The sequence below is a fragment of the Pseudomonas sp. NY15437 genome (genome assembly GCF_048068435.1).
Classification (GTDB): Bacteria; Pseudomonadota; Gammaproteobacteria; order Pseudomonadales; family Pseudomonadaceae; genus Pseudomonas; species Pseudomonas nitroreducens_B.
Genome location: NZ_JBLUQC010000012.1, coordinates 189,613 through 207,012 on the forward strand (window position 1 = coordinate 189,613; position 17,400 = coordinate 207,012).

Sequence of the window (17,400 nt, forward strand, 5' to 3'; positions counted from 1 at the left end):
GTTGCCGTAATTAGAAGCGGTAGTGCGAGAACGCTTTGTTGGCCTCGGCCATACGGTGCACGTCTTCACGCTTCTTGACGGCAGCGCCTTTGCCTTCAGCGGCATCCAGCAGCTCGCCAGCCAGGCGCAGCGCCATGGACTTCTCGCCACGCTTGCGGGCGAAGTCCACCAGCCAACGCATGGCCAGTGCATTACGACGGGACGGACGTACTTCGACCGGAACCTGGTAGGTAGCACCGCCAACACGGCGGGACTTCACTTCGACCAGCGGAGCGATGGCGTCGAGTGCTTTTTCGAAGAGTTCCAGGGGGTCGCCTTTACCGCGCTCTTTGACCTTGTCCAGAGCACCGTAAACGATACGCTCGGCAACGGCTTTCTTGCCGCTTTCCATCACGTGGTTCATGAACTTCGCCAGAATCTGGCTTCCGTATTTCGGATCGGCCAGGATCTCACGTTTGGCCGCTACACGACGTCTTGGCATTGATAAGCCCTCAAACGGTCTTCAGGTTAGCCCGGGACGATGCCCGACCTTACTCTTATCGACTCAGAAAATAGGAAAACAAAATTACTTCGGACGCTTCGCGCCGTACTTCGAACGACCCTGCTTACGGTCTTTAACGCCGGAGGTATCCAGCGAACCGCGCACGGTGTGGTAACGCACACCCGGGAGGTCCTTTACACGACCGCCGCGGATCAGCACTACGCTGTGCTCTTGCAGGTTGTGACCTTCACCACCGATATACGAGGAAACCTCGAAACCGTTGGTCAGACGAACACGGCACACTTTACGCAGTGCGGAGTTCGGCTTCTTCGGGGTGGTGGTGTATACGCGGGTGCATACGCCGCGACGCTGAGGGCAGTTCTGCAGGGCAGGAACGCCGCTCTTGTCTACCAGGCGCTTGCGCGGTTTGCGCACCAGCTGGTTGATAGTTGCCATCTATAGCTCCACTGATTGTCTTACGACACTTAAAAACGAAAATGGGCAGAGCATGCGCCCTGCCAATTTTCGGGGTACAAGATACTAAAGAGCTTACGGAATCCAGTCAAGACAAAGCCCCGGTTGTCAAGACAACCGGGGCTTTGCAGGAGGCTTAGTTACCGCTCAGGTTGAGCGCTTCGGCCAGTGCTGCTTCGGCCTCGCTCGCGCTCACGCGCTGCGGTTTGCCGAGGTCACGCTGACGCTTGCGCTCGCTGTGGTAAGCCAGACCGGTACCTGCCGGGATCAGACGACCCACGACCACGTTCTCCTTCAGGCCGCGCAGGAAGTCGCGCTTGCCGGTGACCGCCGCCTCGGTGAGGACGCGGGTGGTCTCCTGGAAGGAGGCCGCCGAGATGAACGACTCGGTGGACAGCGAGGCCTTGGTGATACCCAGCAGGACGCGCTCGTACTTGGCCGGGAACTTGTCCTGGGTGCCCAGTACTTCGTTCTCTTCCAGCACGTGAACCAGTTCGACCTGGTCGCCCTTGATGAAGGACGAATCGCCCGACTCGGCCACTTCGACCTTGCGCAGCATCTGGCGCAGGATGGTCTCGATGTGCTTGTCGTTGATCTTCACGCCCTGCAGACGGTAAACGTCCTGGATCTCGTTGACGATGTACTTGGCCAGCGAGCTGACACCCAGCAGACGGAGAATGTCGTGCGGGTTACTCGGGCCGTCGGAGATCACTTCACCACGGCTTACCTGTTCACCTTCGAACACGTTCAGGTGACGCCACTTCGGAATCAGCTCCTCGTACGGATCGCTACCGTCGGTGGGAGTGATGACCAGGCGGCGCTTGCCCTTGGTTTCCTTGCCGAAGGAGATGGTGCCGCTGATTTCCGCCAGGATCGAAGGCTCTTTCGGACGACGAGCTTCGAACAGGTCGGCAACGCGCGGCAGACCACCGGTGATGTCGCGGGTCTTCGAGGTTTCCTGCGGGATACGCGCGATCACGTCACCGATACGCACTTTGGCGCCATCGTTGAGGTTGACCAGGGCGTTCGCCGGCAGGAAGTACTGGGCCGGTACGTCGGTACCCGGCAGCAGCAGATCCTTGCCTGCGGCGTCGATCAGCTTCACGGCCGGACGAATGTCCTTGCCGGCAGCCGGACGATCCTTCGGATCCATCACCTCGATGTTGGTCAGACCGGTCAGTTCGTCGGTCTGGCGCTTGATGGTGATGCCCTCTTCCATGCCCACGAAGGCCACGGTGCCGTCCATCTCGGTGACGATCGGGTGGGTGTGAGGGTCCCACTTGGCGACGATGGCGCCCGGATCGACCTTGTCACCTTCCTTCACGGAAATCACCGCACCGTACGGCAGCTTGTAGCGCTCGCGCTCACGACCGAAGTCGTCGGCTACCGCCAGCTCACCGGAACGGGAAACCGCTACCAGGGCGCCGTCGGCACGCTCTACGTGCTTCAGGTTGTGCAGGCGGATGGTGCCGCCGTTCTTGACCTGGACGTTGTCCACGGCGGAGGTACGGCTGGCCGCACCACCGATGTGGAAGGTACGCATGGTCAGCTGGGTACCCGGCTCACCGATCGACTGGGCAGCGATAACGCCGACAGCCTCACCGATGTTCACGCGGTGACCACGAGCCAGATCGCGGCCGTAGCACATGGCACAGATGCCGTGACGGGTTTCGCAGGTGATCGGCGAACGTACAACGACTTCGTCGACGCTCATCTGCTCGAGGTAATCGACCCACTTCTCGTCGATCAGGGTACCGGCTTCGACGATCACGTCGTCGCTGCCCGGCTTGAACACGTCGCGAGCGATCACGCGGCCGAGTACGCGCTCACCCAGCGGCTCTACCACGTCGCCGCCTTCGATGTGCGGGGACATGACCAGGCCATGCTCGGTGCCGCAGTCGATCTCGGTCACCACCAGGTCCTGGGCCACGTCGACGAGACGACGGGTCAGGTAACCGGAGTTCGCGGTCTTCAGTGCGGTATCCGCCAGACCTTTACGAGCACCGTGAGTGGAGATGAAGTACTGGAGTACGTTCAGGCCTTCACGGAAGTTCGCGGTGATCGGGGTCTCGATGATGGAGCCGTCCGGCTTGGCCATCAGGCCACGCATACCGGCGAGCTGACGGATCTGGGCCGCGGAACCCCGCGCACCGGAGTCGGCCATCATGTACATGGAGTTGAAGGACTCCTGGTCGACCTGCTTGCCTTCGCGATCGGTCACCTTCTCTTTCGAGAGGTTGGCCATCATCGCCTTGGAGACTTCGTCGTTGGCCTTGGACCAGAGGTCGATCACCTTGTTGTACTTCTCGCCCTGGGTTACCAGGCCGGAGGCGTACTGGCTCTCGATCTCCTTCACTTCCTCGGTGGCGGCATCGATGATGCGAGCCTTCTCGTCCGGGATGACGAAGTCGTTCACGCCGATCGACACACCGGAGATGGTCGAGTAGGCGAAGCCGGTGTACATCAGTTGGTCAGCGAAGATGACGGTGTCCTTCAGACCCACCACGCGGTAGCAGTGGTTGATCAGCTTGGAGATCGCCTTCTTCTTCATCGACTGGTTGACCACGTCGAAGGGCAGGCCAGCCGGGACAACCTGGAACAGCAGCGCACGGCCGACGGTGGAGTCGACGATACGGGTGTTCGCGGTCAGCGAGCCGTCTTCATTCTTGATCTTCTCGTTGATGCGCACTTTTACGCGGGCGTGCAGGGACACCTGGCCGCTGCGGTAGGCGCGGTCAACTTCCTGCAGGTCGGCGAACGCCATGCCCTCGCCCTTCGCATTGATCGCTTCACGGGTCATGTAGTACAGACCCATTACCACGTCCTGCGACGGAACGATGATCGGCTCGCCGTTGGCGGGCGACAGGATGTTGTTGGTGGACATCATCAGCGCGCGCGCTTCCAGCTGAGCCTCGAGGGTCAGCGGAACGTGCACGGCCATCTGGTCACCGTCGAAGTCGGCGTTGTACGCGGCGCAGACCAGCGGGTGCAGCTGGATGGCTTTACCTTCGATCAGTACCGGCTCGAACGCCTGGATGCCCAGACGGTGCAGGGTCGGCGCACGGTTCAGCAGTACGGGGTGTTCGCGGATGACTTCAGCGAGAACGTCCCACACTTCCGGCAGCTCGCGCTCGACCATCTTCTTGGCGGCCTTGATGGTGGTGGCCATGCCACGACCTTCCAGCTTGCCGAAGATGAACGGCTTGAACAGCTCCAGGGCCATTTTCTTCGGCAGACCGCACTGGTGCAGACGCAGGGTCGGACCAACGGTAATAACCGAACGGCCGGAGTAGTCCACGCGCTTGCCGAGCAGGTTCTGACGGAAGCGACCTTGCTTGCCCTTGATCATGTCGGCCAGGGACTTCAGCGGGCGCTTGTTCGAGCCGGTGATGGCACGGCCGCGACGGCCGTTGTCCAGCAGGGCGTCGACGGCTTCCTGCAGCATGCGCTTTTCGTTGCGCACGATGATGTCCGGAGCGGCCAGGTCGAGCAGGCGCTTCAGACGGTTGTTACGGTTGATCACGCGGCGATACAGATCGTTCAGATCCGAGGTCGCGAAGCGGCCGCCATCCAGCGGAACCAGCGGACGCAGGTCCGGCGGCAGCACCGGCAGGACGGTCAGCACCATCCACTCGGGATGGTTGCCGGAGCCCTGGAAGGCTTCCATCAGCTTCAGGCGCTTGGACAGCTTCTTGATCTTGGTTTCCGAGTTGGTCTGCGGAATCTCTTCGCGCAGGCGGCCGATCTCGTGCTCCAGATCGATAGCGTTGAGCAGTTCGCGAACGGCTTCCGCACCCATGCGGGCGTCGAAGTCGTCACCGAACTCTTCGAGGGCTTCGAAGTACTGCTCGTCGTTCAGCAGTTGGCCCTTTTCCAGGGTGGTCATGCCCGGATCGATCACCACGTAGCTCTCGAAATAGAGCACGCGCTCGATGTCACGCAGGGTCATGTCCAGCAGCAGGCCGATACGGGACGGCAGGGACTTCAGGAACCAGATGTGGGCGACCGGCGAGGCCAGCTCGATGTGGCCCATGCGCTCGCGGCGCACCTTGGCCAGCGCGACTTCCACGCCGCACTTCTCGCAGATCACACCGCGGTGCTTCAGGCGCTTGTACTTACCGCACAGGCACTCGTAGTCCTTCACCGGGCCAAAGATCTTGGCGCAGAACAGGCCATCGCGCTCCGGCTTGAAGGTACGGTAGTTGATGGTCTCCGGCTTCTTGACTTCGCCGAAGGACCAGGAACGAATCATCTCGGGCGAGGCCAGGCCAATACGGATGGCATCGAACTCTTCGATCTGACCCTGGTTTTTCAACAGATTAAGCAAGTCTTTCAAGGCCTTTCCTCCTCACGGACCCGGTGCGACCGGCCTTGACCAGCCGCACCGTCTGACGTCACGTGTTATTCGGTTTCCAGTTCGATATCGATGCCGAGCGAGCGGATCTCTTTGATCAGCACGTTGAAGGACTCGGGCATGCCGGCCTCCATGCGGTGATCCCCGTCCACGATGTTCTTGTACATCTTGGTACGGCCGTTCACGTCGTCCGACTTCACGGTCAGCATTTCCTGCAGGGTGTAGGCGGCACCGTAGGCTTCCAGCGCCCAGACCTCCATCTCCCCGAAACGCTGGCCACCGAACTGCGCCTTACCACCCAGCGGCTGCTGGGTAACCAGGCTGTAGGAGCCGGTGGAACGTGCGTGCATCTTGTCATCGACCAGGTGGTTCAGCTTGAGCATGTACATGTAACCCACAGTGGTCGTACGCTCGAACTGGTTGCCGGTGCGGCCGTCATACAGACGCATCTGACCGCTTTCCGGCAGGTCGGCCAGCTTCAGCATGGCCTTGATCTCGCGCTCCTTGGCACCGTCGAACACCGGGGTAGCCATGGGCACGCCGCCCTTGAGGTTGTTGGCCAGAGCGAGGATCTCGTTATCGTTCAGCTCGTCCAGGTTCTCCTGGCGGCCGCCGATCTCGTTGTAGATCTCGTTCAGGAACACACGCAGCTCGGCGATCTTGCGCTGCTCTTCGAGCATGCGGTTGATCTTCTCGCCCAGGCCCTTGGCCGCGAGACCCAGGTGGGTTTCGAGGATCTGGCCGACGTTCATACGCGACGGTACGCCCAGCGGGTTCAGAACGATGTCGACCGGAGTACCGTTGGCATCGTGCGGCATGTCTTCGACCGGCATGATCACGGAGACCACACCCTTGTTACCGTGGCGGCCTGCCATCTTGTCGCCCGGCTGGATGCGGCGCTTGATAGCGAGGTAGACCTTGACGATCTTCAGTACGCCCGGAGCCAGGTCGTCGCCCTGCTGCAGCTTGCGCTTCTTGTCTTCGAACTTGTCGTCCAGCAGCTGACGGCGGTCGCTGATGTAGGCCTGGGCCTTCTCCAGCTGCTCGTTCAGAGCATCTTCCGCCATGCGCAGCTTGAACCACTGGCCGCGCTCGAGGCCGTCCAGGTACTCGTCGGTGATCTCTGCGCCTTTCTTCAGGGCAGGACCGCCGTCGGCCTTGGCACCGACCAGAGCGGAGCGCAGACGCTCGAAGGTTGCGCCTTCGACGATGCGGAACTCTTCGTTCAGGTCCTTGCGGATCTCGTCCAGCTGCATCTTCTCGATGGACAGGGCGCGGCTGTCGCGCTCAACGCCATCGCGGGTGAAGACCTGTACGTCGATGACGGTGCCCTTGGTGCCGGTCGGCACGCGCAGGGAGGTGTCCTTCACGTCGGACGCCTTCTCACCGAAGATCGCGCGCAGCAGCTTCTCTTCCGGAGTCAGCTGGGTCTCGCCTTTCGGAGTGACCTTGCCGACCAGGATGTCGCCGGCCTGTACTTCGGCGCCGACGTAGACGATGCCAGCTTCGTCCAGCTTGTTCAGCGCAGCCTCACCCACGTTCGGGATGTCCGCGGTGATTTCTTCTGGGCCGAGCTTGGTGTCACGGGCAACGCAGGTCAGTTCCTGGATGTGGATCGTGGTGAAACGATCTTCCTGGACCACACGCTCGGACAGGCAGATGGAGTCTTCGAAGTTGAAGCCGTTCCAGGGCATGAACGCGACGCGCATGTTCTGACCCAGAGCCAGTTCCCCCATGTCGGTGGACGGGCCGTCGGCCAGGATGTCGCTGCGCGAAACCTTGTCACCCTTCTGCACCAGCGGACGCTGGTTGATGCAGGTGTTCTGGTTGGAACGGGTGTACTTGGTCAGGTTGTAGATGTCGACGCCGGCTTCGCCAGTCTCGACTTCGTCATCGTTCACGCGGACCACGATACGGCTGGCATCGACGGAATCGATCACGCCGCCACGACGGGCAACCACGCAGACACCGGAGTCACGGGCGACGTTGCGCTCCATGCCGGTACCTACCAGCGGCTTGTCGGCGCGCAGGGTCGGTACAGCCTGGCGCTGCATGTTCGAACCCATGAGTGCACGGTTGGCGTCGTCGTGCTCGAGGAACGGAATCAGCGAGGCAGCGACGGAAACGACCTGCTTCGGCGAAACGTCCATGAGGGTGACGTCTTCCGGCGCCTTCACGGTGAATTCGTTCAGGTGACGTACGGCCACCAGTTCGTCGATCAGTTGGCCTTTTTCGTTCAGGGTCGCGGACGCCTGAGCGATGACGTGATCAGCCTCTTCGATGGCGGACAGGAAGACGATATCGTCGCTGACCAGACCGTCCTTCACCACGCGGTACGGGCTTTCCAGGAAGCCGTACTTGTTGGTGCGGGCATAGGTCGCCAGGGAGTTGATCAGACCGATGTTCGGACCTTCAGGGGTTTCGATCGGGCACACGCGGCCGTAGTGGGTCGGGTGTACGTCACGAACCTCGAAGCCCGCGCGCTCACGGGTCAGACCACCTGGGCCGAGTGCGGAGACGCGGCGCTTGTGGGTGATCTCGGAGAGCGGGTTGTTCTGGTCCATGAACTGCGACAGCTGGCTGGAACCGAAGAACTCCTTGATCGCGGCAGCCACCGGCTTGGCGTTGATCAGGTCCTGCGGCATCAGGCCTTCGCTTTCGGCCATCGACAGGCGTTCCTTGACCGCGCGCTCTACACGCACCAGGCCAACGCGGAACTGGTTCTCGGCCATCTCGCCTACGCAACGGACGCGACGGTTACCCAGGTGGTCGATGTCGTCGACGATGCCTTTACCGTTACGGATGGCAACCAGGGTCTTGAGGACCTCGACGATGTCTTCCTTGCTCAGGACGCCCGGGCCTTCGATCTCGGTGCGACCGATACGACGGTTGAACTTCATGCGGCCAACAGCGGACAGATCGTAACGCTCGGCGCTGAAGAACAGGTTGCCGAACAGCGTTTCTGCGGCTTCCTTGGTCGGCGGCTCGCCGGGACGCATCATGCGATAGATCTCGACCAGCGCTTCCAGTTGGTTGCTGGTGGAGTCGATCTTCAGCGTGTCGGAGATGAACGGACCGCAGTCGATGTCGTTGGTGTACAGGGTTTCCAGGCGCACGACCTGGGCCTTGGCGATCTTGGCCAGTGCATCGACGGTCAGCTCGGTGTTGCACTCGGCGATGATCTCACCGGTGGCCGGGTGCACGACGGCCTTGGCCACGGTACGGCCAATCAGGTAGTCGAACGGCACTTCCAGCTGGGTGATGCCAGCCTTCTCGAGCTGATTGATGTGACGTGCGGTGATACGACGACCCGCTTCGACGATGACCTTACCGCTGGCATCCTTGATGTCGAAGCTGGCGATCTCGCCACGCAGACGCGAGGGCACCAGTTCCAGGTTCAGGGTTTCGCCCTTGATCTGGAAGACGTTGGTGTCATAGAACGCGTTGAGGATTTCCTCGGTGCTGTAGTTCAGCGCGCGCAGCAGGACGGAAGCCGGCAGTTTGCGGCGACGGTCGATACGAACGAACACGCAGTCCTTCGGATCGAACTCGAAGTCCAGCCAGGAACCGCGGTACGGAATGATACGAGCGGAGTACAGCAGCTTGCCGGAGCTGTGAGTCTTGCCACGGTCGTGGTCGAAGAACACACCCGGGGAGCGGTGCAGCTGGGAAACGATGACACGCTCGGTACCGTTGATGATGAAGGTACCGTTCTCGGTCATCAGGGGGATTTCCCCCATGTAGACTTCCTGTTCCTTGATGTCCTTGATCGCTTTGTTCGACGATTCTTTGTCGAAAATGATCAGGCGCACTTTCACACGCAGCGGGACGGCGAAGGTCACACCACGCAGTACGCATTCCTTGACGTCAAATGCCGGCTCACCCAGACGGTAGCCGACGTATTCCAGGGCAGCATTGCCGGAATAGCTGATAATCGGGAAAACGGACTTGAAGGCCGCATGCAGGCCGATGTCTCGAACCTGGTCCTTGCTCGCGCCGGCCTGCAGGAATTCGCGATAGGAATCCAGCTGGATGGCCAGCAAATACGGCACATCCATGACGTCCGGCAACTTGCTAAAGTCCTTGCGGATACGTTTTTTCTCAGTGTATGAGTAAGCCATCAGCGTTCCCCAGCTTGGTCACCTGCTTGATTGGCCTCTCCCGCGCGGGGAGCAGCCCAAAAATCGTGCAAACCCTAGGTTTGCGCCGCCAGTCGTGGCGGGATTTTCCCGTTATGGAAGGGCACCCACGGCACCCCACCCATAACGGAAAAAGGCCGGTGGCATTTGCCACCAGCCATCAGCCTGTCGCTTAACGCTCGGGCTGTAGACGCAAGGTCCGAACTTACTTGAGCTCGACCTTGGCGCCTGCTTCTTCCAGGGCTTTCTTGGCAGCTTCGGCTTCTTCTTTCGAAGCGCCTTCCTTGACCACGCCCGGGGCGCCGTCAACGACAGCCTTGGCTTCTTTCAGGCCCAGGCCGGTCAGTTCACGAACGACCTTGATCACGTTCACTTTCTTGTCGCCAGCTTCGGCCAGGACGATGGTGAACTCGGTCTGCTCTTCAGCAGCGGCAGCGGCAACAGCCGGGCCAGCAGCAACAGCGGCAGCAGCGGTAACGCCGAACTTCTCTTCCATCGCCTTGATCAGTTCAACGATCTGCATGACGGACATTTCGGATACGGCGGAGATGATGTCTTCGTTGGTCAGAGCCATGACTCTAATTCCTGTATTGGGTGACGGCCTAAGGCCATCGAATTAAACAAAAAAGGGTGAAAGCAGATGCCGAGCCTTAGGCTGCGGTAGCTTCTTTCTGATCGCGAATTGCCGCCAGAGTACGAGCCAGCTTGCTGGTAGCGCCTTGGATCACGCTCATCAGCTGTGCAACAGCTTCGTTGTAGGTCGGCAGGGTCGCCAGCACGTCGATCTGATTGGCTGCGAGGAACTGACCCTCGAACGCGGCCGCCTTGATCTCGAACTTGTCCTGACCCTTGGCAAACTCCTTGAAGATACGAGCGGCAGCGCCCGGATGTTCGTTGGAGAAAGCAATCAGGGTCGGGCCCTTGAACGTGTCGTTGAGCACTTCAAACTGAGTGCCTTCAACGGCGCGCTTGAGCAGGGTGTTACGTACGACTTTCACGTACACACCAGCTGCGCGGGCCTCTTTACGGAGTCCGGTCATTGCGCCGACAGTCACGCCGCGTGCATCAACCACGACAGCGGACAGACCGGCTTTGGCAGCCTCGTTGACTTCAGCGACGATGGCCTTCTTGTCTTCGAGTTTAATTGCCACGGGTTTACTCCTGGATGTTACCGATTCGTCCAGCCGGAGCCGGACGGCGTTTTGGTGTCTGATTCGGTAAACGAATCGGGAGCACCATCTGCGTAGGCTTGAGGTTTAAGGCTTGCGCCGCCTACGGTCTTGGATAGCCCCCGCCAGGCAGGGACCCCAATACCTGCGAACAGTGGGCGAACCCACTGTTCGACTTAGTTCATCAGCCTTCCAGCGAAGCCTGATCGATCTGCAGACCCGGGCCCATGGTGGTGCTCAGGGTAACGCGCTGAACGTACACGCCCTTCGAGGAGGACGGCTTCAGACGCTTCAGATCGCTCAGCAGCGCTTCCACGTTCTGCTTCAGCTTGACCGGCTCGAAGTCGATCTTGCCAACGGAAGCGTGGATGATGCCGTTCTTGTCGGTACGGAAACGTACCTGACCGGCCTTGGCGTTCTTGACGGCGGTAGCGACGTCCGGGGTCACGGTGCCGACTTTCGGGTTCGGCATCAGACCACGCGGGCCGAGAACCTGGCCCAGCTGGCCAACAACACGCATCGCGTCCGGGGAGGCGATAACGACGTCGTAGTTCAGGTCGCCGGCTTTCATTTCGGCAGCCAGTTCGTCCATGCCAACCTTGTCTGCACCAGCAGCCAGGGCAGCTTCAACACCAGGACCCTGGGTGAAGACGGCAACGCGTACGGATTTGCCGGTGCCGTTCGGCAGAACGGTGGCGCCACGTACGACCTGGTCGGATTTACGCGGATCAACGCCCAGATTGATGGCGATGTCCACGGACTCCTTGAACTTGATGGTCGACAGCTCGGCCAGCAGTTTGGCGGCGTCTTCGAAGCCGTATTGCTTGCCGGCTTCAACTTTCTCGGCGATAGCCTTTTGACGCTTGGTCAGCTTAGCCATTACACACCCTCCACGTTCAGGCCCATGCTGCGCGCGGAGCCAGCGATGGTACGTACGGCAGCGTCCAGGTCAGCAGCGGTCAGGTCAGCCTGCTTGGCCTTGGCGATATCTTCCAGCTGAGCACGGGTAACGGTGCCCACTTTCTGGGAGTTCGGACGAGCGGAGCCGCTGGTGATGCCTGCTGCTTTTTTCAGCAGAACGGATGCCGGGGTGCTCTTGGTTTCAAAGGTGAAGCTGCGGTCGCTGTAAACGGTGATGATCACAGGAGTCGGCAGACCAGGTTCCATGCCCTGGGTCTTGGCGTTGAACGCCTTGCAGAATTCCATGATGTTCACGCCGTGCTGACCCAGAGCCGGGCCGACGGGCGGCGACGGGTTGGCCTGGCCGGCCTTTACTTGCAGCTTGATGTAAGCCTGGATTTTCTTAGCCATTTGCTACTCCAAATTCGGGTCAAGCGCCCTGACGGGCTCCCCGGTTGCTTTCGCGTTTATCCCAATGACGACAAAACCCCGCAGCCTAGGGCTGCGGGGTGTGGGATTCATTGTGCCAGTTAAACTTTCTCTACCTGGCTGAACTCCAGCTCTACCGGGGTAGAGCGACCGAAAATAAGCACGGCGACCTGGATCCGGCTCTTTTCGTAGTTAACTTCTTCGACGACGCCATTGAAGTCAGCGAACGGACCGTCGATCACGCGAACAGTCTCGCCCGGCTCGAACAGGGTCTTCGGCTTCGGCTTGTCGCCGCTATCGGCAACGCGACGCAGGATGGCATCTGCTTCTTTGTCGGTGATCGGCGCCGGCTTGTCGGCAGTACCACCAATGAAGCCCATGACGCGAGGAGTATCCTTGACCAGGTGCCAAGTACCCTCGTTCATTTCCATCTGCACCAGGACATAGCCCGGGAAGAATTTGCGCTCACTTTTGCGCTTCTGGCCGTTCCGCATCTCCACCACTTCTTCGGTGGGGACCAGAATCTCACCAAACCCATCTTCCATGCCGGCCAGTTTGACCCGCTCGATCAGCGAGCGCATGACATGCTTCTCGTAACCCGAGTAGGCATGCACAACGTACCAACGCTTAGCCACGGAACACCCTTAACCTACAATCATGGAAACCAGCCAACCCAGCAGGGAGTCGAGCCCCCACAGCACCAGCGCCATTACCAGCACTACTGCCACTACGATCAGCGTGGTCTGAGTTGTCTCTTGACGAGACGGCCATACAACCTTGCGAATCTCGGCGCGAGCTTCTTTAGCCAAGGTAAAGAATGCACGCCCCTTGACGGTCTGCAGCGCGATGAAGCCAGCGACAGCCGCCATGACGAGAATACCGAGAACGCGATAGAAGATCGGTTGCGCCGAGTAATACTGGTTGGCAACCACAGCCACCACCACCAGCACTGCAACCACAAGCCACTTCAAGAGATCAAGACGCGACTCTTTGGCTTCTACCTTCGCATTCATCTGCTAGGAATCCCGTTTAAAGAAGTGCCAGATCTTGAGAAATCTGGCAGGCCAGGAGGGAATCGAACCCCCAACCTGCGGTTTTGGAGACCGCCGCTCTGCCAATTGAGCTACTGGCCTAGAACAAAGTCAGGCCGACCATTATGCCGGCCCGAGAGGGAAAGATCAATCGATTATTCGATGATCTTGGCAACCACGCCGGCGCCAACGGTACGGCCGCCTTCGCGGATCGCGAAGCGCAGGCCATCTTCCATGGCGATCGGAGCGATCAGGGTGACAACCATTTTCACGTTGTCGCCCGGCATGACCATCTCAACGCCTTCCGGCAGTTCGCAGTTGCCGGTTACGTCGGTGGTACGGAAGTAGAACTGCGGACGGTAGCCTTTGAAGAACGGGGTGTGACGACCACCTTCTTCTTTGGACAGCACGTACACTTCGCACTCGAACTTGGTGTGCGGCTTGATGGTGCCCGGCTTGGCCAGAACCTGGCCACGCTCTACGTCTTCACGCTTGGTGCCGCGCAGCAGGACGCCGACGTTCTCACCAGCACGACCTTCGTCGAGCAGCTTGCGGAACATTTCAACGCCGGTGCAGGTGGTCTTGGTGGTCGCCTTGATGCCGACGATTTCCACTTCTTCCTGGACCTTGACGATGCCACGCTCAACACGGCCGGTTACCACGGTGCCACGACCGGAGATCGAGAACACGTCTTCGATCGGCATCAGGAACGGCTGGTCGATTGCACGAACCGGCTCAGGGATGTAGGAGTCCAGGGTTTCTACCAGCTTGCGCACGGCGGAAACGCCCATCTCGTTGTCGTCCTGGCCGTTCAGAGCCATCAGAGCGGAACCGATCACGATCGGAGTGTCGTCGCCCGGGAAGTCGTAGGTGTTCAGCAGATCGCGAACTTCCATTTCGACCAGTTCCAGCAGCTCGGCGTCGTCAACCATGTCGGCCTTGTTCAGGAACACGACGATGTAGGGAACGCCTACCTGGCGGGACAGCAGGATGTGCTCGCGGGTCTGCGGCATGGGGCCGTCAGCAGCCGAGCAAACCAGGATCGCGCCGTCCATCTGGGCAGCACCAGTGATCATGTTCTTCACGTAGTCGGCGTGGCCCGGGCAGTCTACGTGAGCGTAGTGGCGTACCGGAGAGTCGTATTCAACGTGAGAGGTGTTGATGGTGATACCACGAGCCTTCTCTTCCGGCGCGTTGTCGATCTGGTCGAAAGCGCGAGCGGAGCCACCCCAAGTCTCGGAGCAGACCTTGGTCAGAGCAGCGGTCAGAGTGGTTTTGCCGTGGTCAACGTGACCGATGGTGCCGACGTTTACGTGCGGCTTGTTACGCTCAAACTTTTCTTTAGCCATCTTGACCGCCTCCCGTAAGGAATTGAGAAAGTCACGTCACCATTAAAACAAAGGCAGATATTTTCATATCTGCCTTTGCGAGATGGAGCTCATGAGCGGATTTGAACCGCTGACCTCACCCTTACCAAGGGTGTGCTCTACCAGCTGAGCTACATGAGCAAGACATAAGCAACAAACTTGGAGCGGGTAGCGGGAATCGAACCCGCATCATCAGCTTGGAAGGCTGAGGTTCTACCACTGAACTATACCCGCGGAGCTTGCGGCTCACGCTTGAAACTGGTGGAGGGGGAAGGATTCGAACCTTCGAAGTCTGAGACGTCAGATTTACAGTCTGATCCCTTTGGCCGCTCGGGAACCCCTCCGAGTGAGGCGGCATTCTACAGCCTGCCACCGCGTTGTCAACTGTTTTTCTTTAAAAAACTTGAGCTTAGCTCTTCGACAACGGCTTCCAGCGTTCGACCTTTTCAGGCCACCCCTGTGAAGCGGGCGCCATTCTATTCAAACTACTGAGGGCTTGCAACGTTTTTACACGGCATTGTTTGTTTTTGCAGTTCCGGGAAATCCGGGGCCAGTTGACGCACCAGCGAGTCATCCACCAGACGCGCGCTTTCGGGCGTTACCTGCGCCCAGTAGTCATGCTGCGAGCGAGCCAGCTCGCGCACTAACGCGTCGTAACCTGCCGATTTCAAACGCTCCACGACGCTGTCCGCGGAATCCTTGCGCTGGAATATCCCCAGGGAGATGCCGTCAGTGAGATCCCCTTCCGTGATGATGTAGCTGTCGATCTTGCGTGCCTGCAGCTCGCGCAGCTGCCATAGAGAAGCCTGGCGCGAAGCCAGCGGCGGCAGGTACACCCAATAGTCGACGCCGGCGGCGGCATCCACCGCCTGAACCGATGCCTGAACATCGAGGCTCAGCAAACGCTGCACCAACTGCCGGGCACGCTCCTCAGCGGGGAAACTGCCCAGGTACACGCAGGCGGAGGCCGGGGCAGCCGCCGGTTTCTCTTCTACCGAACGGCGCTTTGGCGCCTCGGCCGACTCACTGAGCAGCCGAATATTCTTCTGCTCGCTGTGGAACAGGCTGAGCGGCGCGATCTCCTTGGGCCGAAGCGGCGTCTGCTGTTGATGCCAGACGAAATAGAAGACGTTGAGGGCAAGCAGGAAGAGGAAGAACCAACGCATCGATCAGACTCACTCGATCGGACAGGCAAGCGCCAGGCCGAGAAACACCAGATCCGGAAGCACGACTGCACGAGCCGACTCGTCCTTGACGAGTTCGGCGTCGCCGCCAGTGAGATACACGGCGCAATCTTCGCCCAGCAGTCTGTTGGCGAGTTCGATCTGCTCCCGTACGAAACCGCGCAGCATCAGCACACAGCCACGCTCGACCGCTTCGGACGTTTCCTGGCCTGGCAGCAGATTCTGCAGCGCCTCATGGGCAGCGTCGTCGTCATAGCGAATACGGCGTGTATGGGTTCGCAGCTGGCTACGCATCAGCGGCATGCCGGGAGCGATGTAGCCCCCGAGATGCTTACCGGCGCCATCCACCAGGTCCGACGTCACCGCAGTACCGAGGTCGAGCACCAGGCATCCACGGCCCGCCAGGCAGTGCCCCGCCACCAAAGCAAGCCAGCGATCCATGCCAAGGCGTTGATACTCACGATAGCCATTCGTCACGCCGCTGAGCTCGGTCGCCGGAGTGGCAATCTGCACCTTAATGGGGAAGGCGCCTTCCAGGCCGACCCTCAGCGCATCAGTCTCCTGCTCGCTACGCACACTGACCATGCGGCAATAGCGGATATCCACCACATCGTTCGCCTGCAGTTGCGCGAGCAGCGCCTGATCGGAATCAGCCACGCCCCCGGCGATGGTCACCAGGTCATGCTTTCTGACGACCCGCCACTTGATCAGGCTATTTCCGCAATCCAACTCAAGAATCATCCGACAACCTCAGACTCAGCTCGCCTCCGCTGTAGCTCTGCTCCTTGCCATCGACCAGCAGACGCAGCGCGCCTCTCTCGTCGATGCCGAGCGCACGCCCAACGATATTATTGGCGACAGTGGACAGCGTGACCTGTTTCCCCTGCCACAGATGAAGGGATTCCCACTCTTCGCGACTGGCAGCAAAACCGTCTTCGCGATGGCGAGAGAGCGCATGCGCGAGCTCGGACTCCAGCGCCTGCAGCAGATCATTGCGGTCGACCAGACGCCCCAGCGCCTCACGCACCGACGTCCAGGGCTGGTCGATCGCTTCGGCCTTACGCATATTCACATTTATGCCGATGCCTATTGCCACACTGCAGATGTCAGCAGGATCACCCGTGAGCTCCAGCAGGATGCCGGCAATCTTCTTGCCGCCCACCAGAACGTCATTGGGCCATTTGAGACCGACATCCTTCACGCCGAGCGCCTGGATGGCTTTTGCAACGGCAAGGCCGACAACCAGGCTCAGCCCCTCCAGTTCCTGGGCACCACCGCGCACCGTGATACCGAGGGTGTAATAGAGGTTGGCACCAAAGGGGCTTTCCCATTGACGCCCTCTCCTACCCCGCCCGGCAGTCTGCCGCTCAGCCAGAATGGCAAACGGCGCGATAGCTCCGGCGGATAGGCGTCGCAGCACCTCGGCATTGGTGGAGTCGATGGAGAACAGAACATCGAGCGGCCACGCACCGTCGTGAACCCGCGGCGCGATGATACTCAGCGGCTCCTCCAGGCGATAACCACGGCCGCGCACCCGTTGTACGACGATACCGTAGTCACGCTCGAACCCCTCAAGACGCTTCCAGACAGCGCTGCGACTTACTCCGAGCAGAGCACCCAGCTCCTCTCCGGAATGAAAGCGGCCATCGCTCAGCAATTTCAGCAAGGTCTGCATATCACCCCCGCAACAGTCAGGCACGCATCATATAGACGCACGCCTGGCTTGCCTACGCGGCAATGGCTCCAGTTTTTCGCGCGCAAAAGCAAAACCCCCGGCCAGCGATGCTGACCAGGGGTCTTGGGATAGGAGCTTGACGATGACCTACTCTCACATGGAGAAACTCCACACTACCATCGGCGATGCGTCGTTTC

14 protein-coding genes and 4 tRNA genes are annotated in these 17,400 nt (G+C 60.1%); all 18 read right to left on the reverse strand.

What is annotated here, in order from left to right; all coding sequences use genetic code 11:
- Positions 1-10: 10 nt before the first annotated feature.
- The 18 genes from rpsG to birA all read right to left on the reverse strand — a co-directional run bounded on the left by rpsG (position 11) and on the right by birA (position 17,203).
- Positions 11-481, reverse strand: coding sequence for a 30S ribosomal protein S7 (gene rpsG, locus ACNFIA_RS24290; RefSeq protein ID WP_138526794.1), 471 nt, complete (start codon positions 479-481; stop codon positions 11-13).
- 84 nt (positions 482-565) lie between these two features.
- Positions 566-937 carry a 30S ribosomal protein S12 gene (gene rpsL / locus ACNFIA_RS24295; RefSeq protein ID WP_015475317.1) on the reverse strand — a complete coding sequence of 124 codons (372 nt, stop codon included), beginning with the start codon at positions 935-937 and terminating at the stop codon, positions 566-568.
- Between the two features lie 154 nt (positions 938-1,091).
- On the reverse strand, positions 1,092-5,291 hold the full coding sequence (gene rpoC, locus ACNFIA_RS24300; RefSeq protein WP_259759024.1) for a DNA-directed RNA polymerase subunit beta': 4,200 nt from the start codon (positions 5,289-5,291) through the stop codon (positions 1,092-1,094).
- Between the two features lie 65 nt (positions 5,292-5,356).
- The gene (gene rpoB / locus ACNFIA_RS24305; RefSeq protein WP_259759023.1) at positions 5,357-9,430 is read right to left on the reverse strand and encodes a DNA-directed RNA polymerase subunit beta; all 4,074 of its coding nucleotides are present in this window, start codon (positions 9,428-9,430) and stop codon (positions 5,357-5,359) included.
- Positions 9,431-9,653: 223 nt separating this feature from the next.
- Positions 9,654-10,022, reverse strand: a complete 369-nt coding sequence (gene rplL, locus ACNFIA_RS24310) for a 50S ribosomal protein L7/L12 (protein ID WP_015475314.1) — start codon at positions 10,020-10,022, stop codon at positions 9,654-9,656.
- Positions 10,023-10,098: 76 nt separating this feature from the next.
- The gene (gene rplJ / locus ACNFIA_RS24315; RefSeq protein ID WP_017516429.1) at positions 10,099-10,599 is read right to left on the reverse strand and encodes a 50S ribosomal protein L10; all 501 of its coding nucleotides are present in this window, start codon (positions 10,597-10,599) and stop codon (positions 10,099-10,101) included.
- Between the two features lie 202 nt (positions 10,600-10,801).
- The gene (rplA, locus tag ACNFIA_RS24320) at positions 10,802-11,497 is read right to left on the reverse strand and encodes a 50S ribosomal protein L1 (protein ID WP_017516428.1); all 696 of its coding nucleotides are present in this window, start codon (positions 11,495-11,497) and stop codon (positions 10,802-10,804) included.
- Positions 11,497-11,928 carry a 50S ribosomal protein L11 gene (gene rplK, locus ACNFIA_RS24325; protein WP_017516427.1) on the reverse strand — a complete coding sequence of 144 codons (432 nt, stop codon included), beginning with the start codon at positions 11,926-11,928 and terminating at the stop codon, positions 11,497-11,499. Before rplK ends, rplA begins: the two co-directional genes overlap by 1 nt.
- A 119-nt stretch (positions 11,929-12,047) precedes the next feature.
- Positions 12,048-12,581 carry a transcription termination/antitermination protein NusG gene (gene nusG, locus ACNFIA_RS24330; protein WP_015475310.1) on the reverse strand — a complete coding sequence of 178 codons (534 nt, stop codon included), beginning with the start codon at positions 12,579-12,581 and terminating at the stop codon, positions 12,048-12,050.
- 9 nt (positions 12,582-12,590) lie between these two features.
- Positions 12,591-12,959: a preprotein translocase subunit SecE gene (gene secE, locus ACNFIA_RS24335; protein ID WP_088421640.1), complete on the reverse strand. Its 369-nt coding sequence runs from the start codon at positions 12,957-12,959 to the stop codon at positions 12,591-12,593.
- Positions 12,960-13,003: 44 nt separating this feature from the next.
- Positions 13,004-13,079 (reverse strand) — tRNA-Trp (locus ACNFIA_RS24340).
- Positions 13,080-13,132: 53 nt separating this feature from the next.
- On the reverse strand, positions 13,133-14,326 hold the full coding sequence (gene tuf / locus ACNFIA_RS24345; RefSeq protein WP_065327628.1) for an elongation factor Tu: 1,194 nt from the start codon (positions 14,324-14,326) through the stop codon (positions 13,133-13,135).
- Between the two features lie 83 nt (positions 14,327-14,409).
- Positions 14,410-14,485: transfer RNA gene (locus tag ACNFIA_RS24350), tRNA-Thr, on the reverse strand.
- Between the two features lie 19 nt (positions 14,486-14,504).
- Positions 14,505-14,578: transfer RNA gene (locus tag ACNFIA_RS24355), tRNA-Gly, on the reverse strand.
- A gap of 25 nt (positions 14,579-14,603) precedes the next feature.
- A tRNA-Tyr gene (locus ACNFIA_RS24360) sits at positions 14,604-14,688 on the reverse strand.
- A gap of 141 nt (positions 14,689-14,829) precedes the next feature.
- Entirely contained in the window at positions 14,830-15,510 is a 681-nt protein-coding gene (locus tag ACNFIA_RS24365; protein WP_416789377.1) for an SPOR domain-containing protein, read from the reverse strand.
- 9 nt (positions 15,511-15,519) lie between these two features.
- Positions 15,520-16,269, reverse strand: a complete 750-nt coding sequence (locus ACNFIA_RS24370) for a pantothenate kinase (protein ID WP_259759021.1) — start codon at positions 16,267-16,269, stop codon at positions 15,520-15,522.
- Complete coding sequence (gene birA, locus ACNFIA_RS24375) at positions 16,259-17,203, reverse strand: bifunctional biotin--[acetyl-CoA-carboxylase] ligase/biotin operon repressor BirA (RefSeq protein ID WP_416789381.1); 945 nt, start codon at positions 17,201-17,203, stop codon at positions 16,259-16,261. Before birA ends, ACNFIA_RS24370 begins: the two co-directional genes overlap by 11 nt.
- Positions 17,204-17,400: the final 197 nt, after the last annotated feature.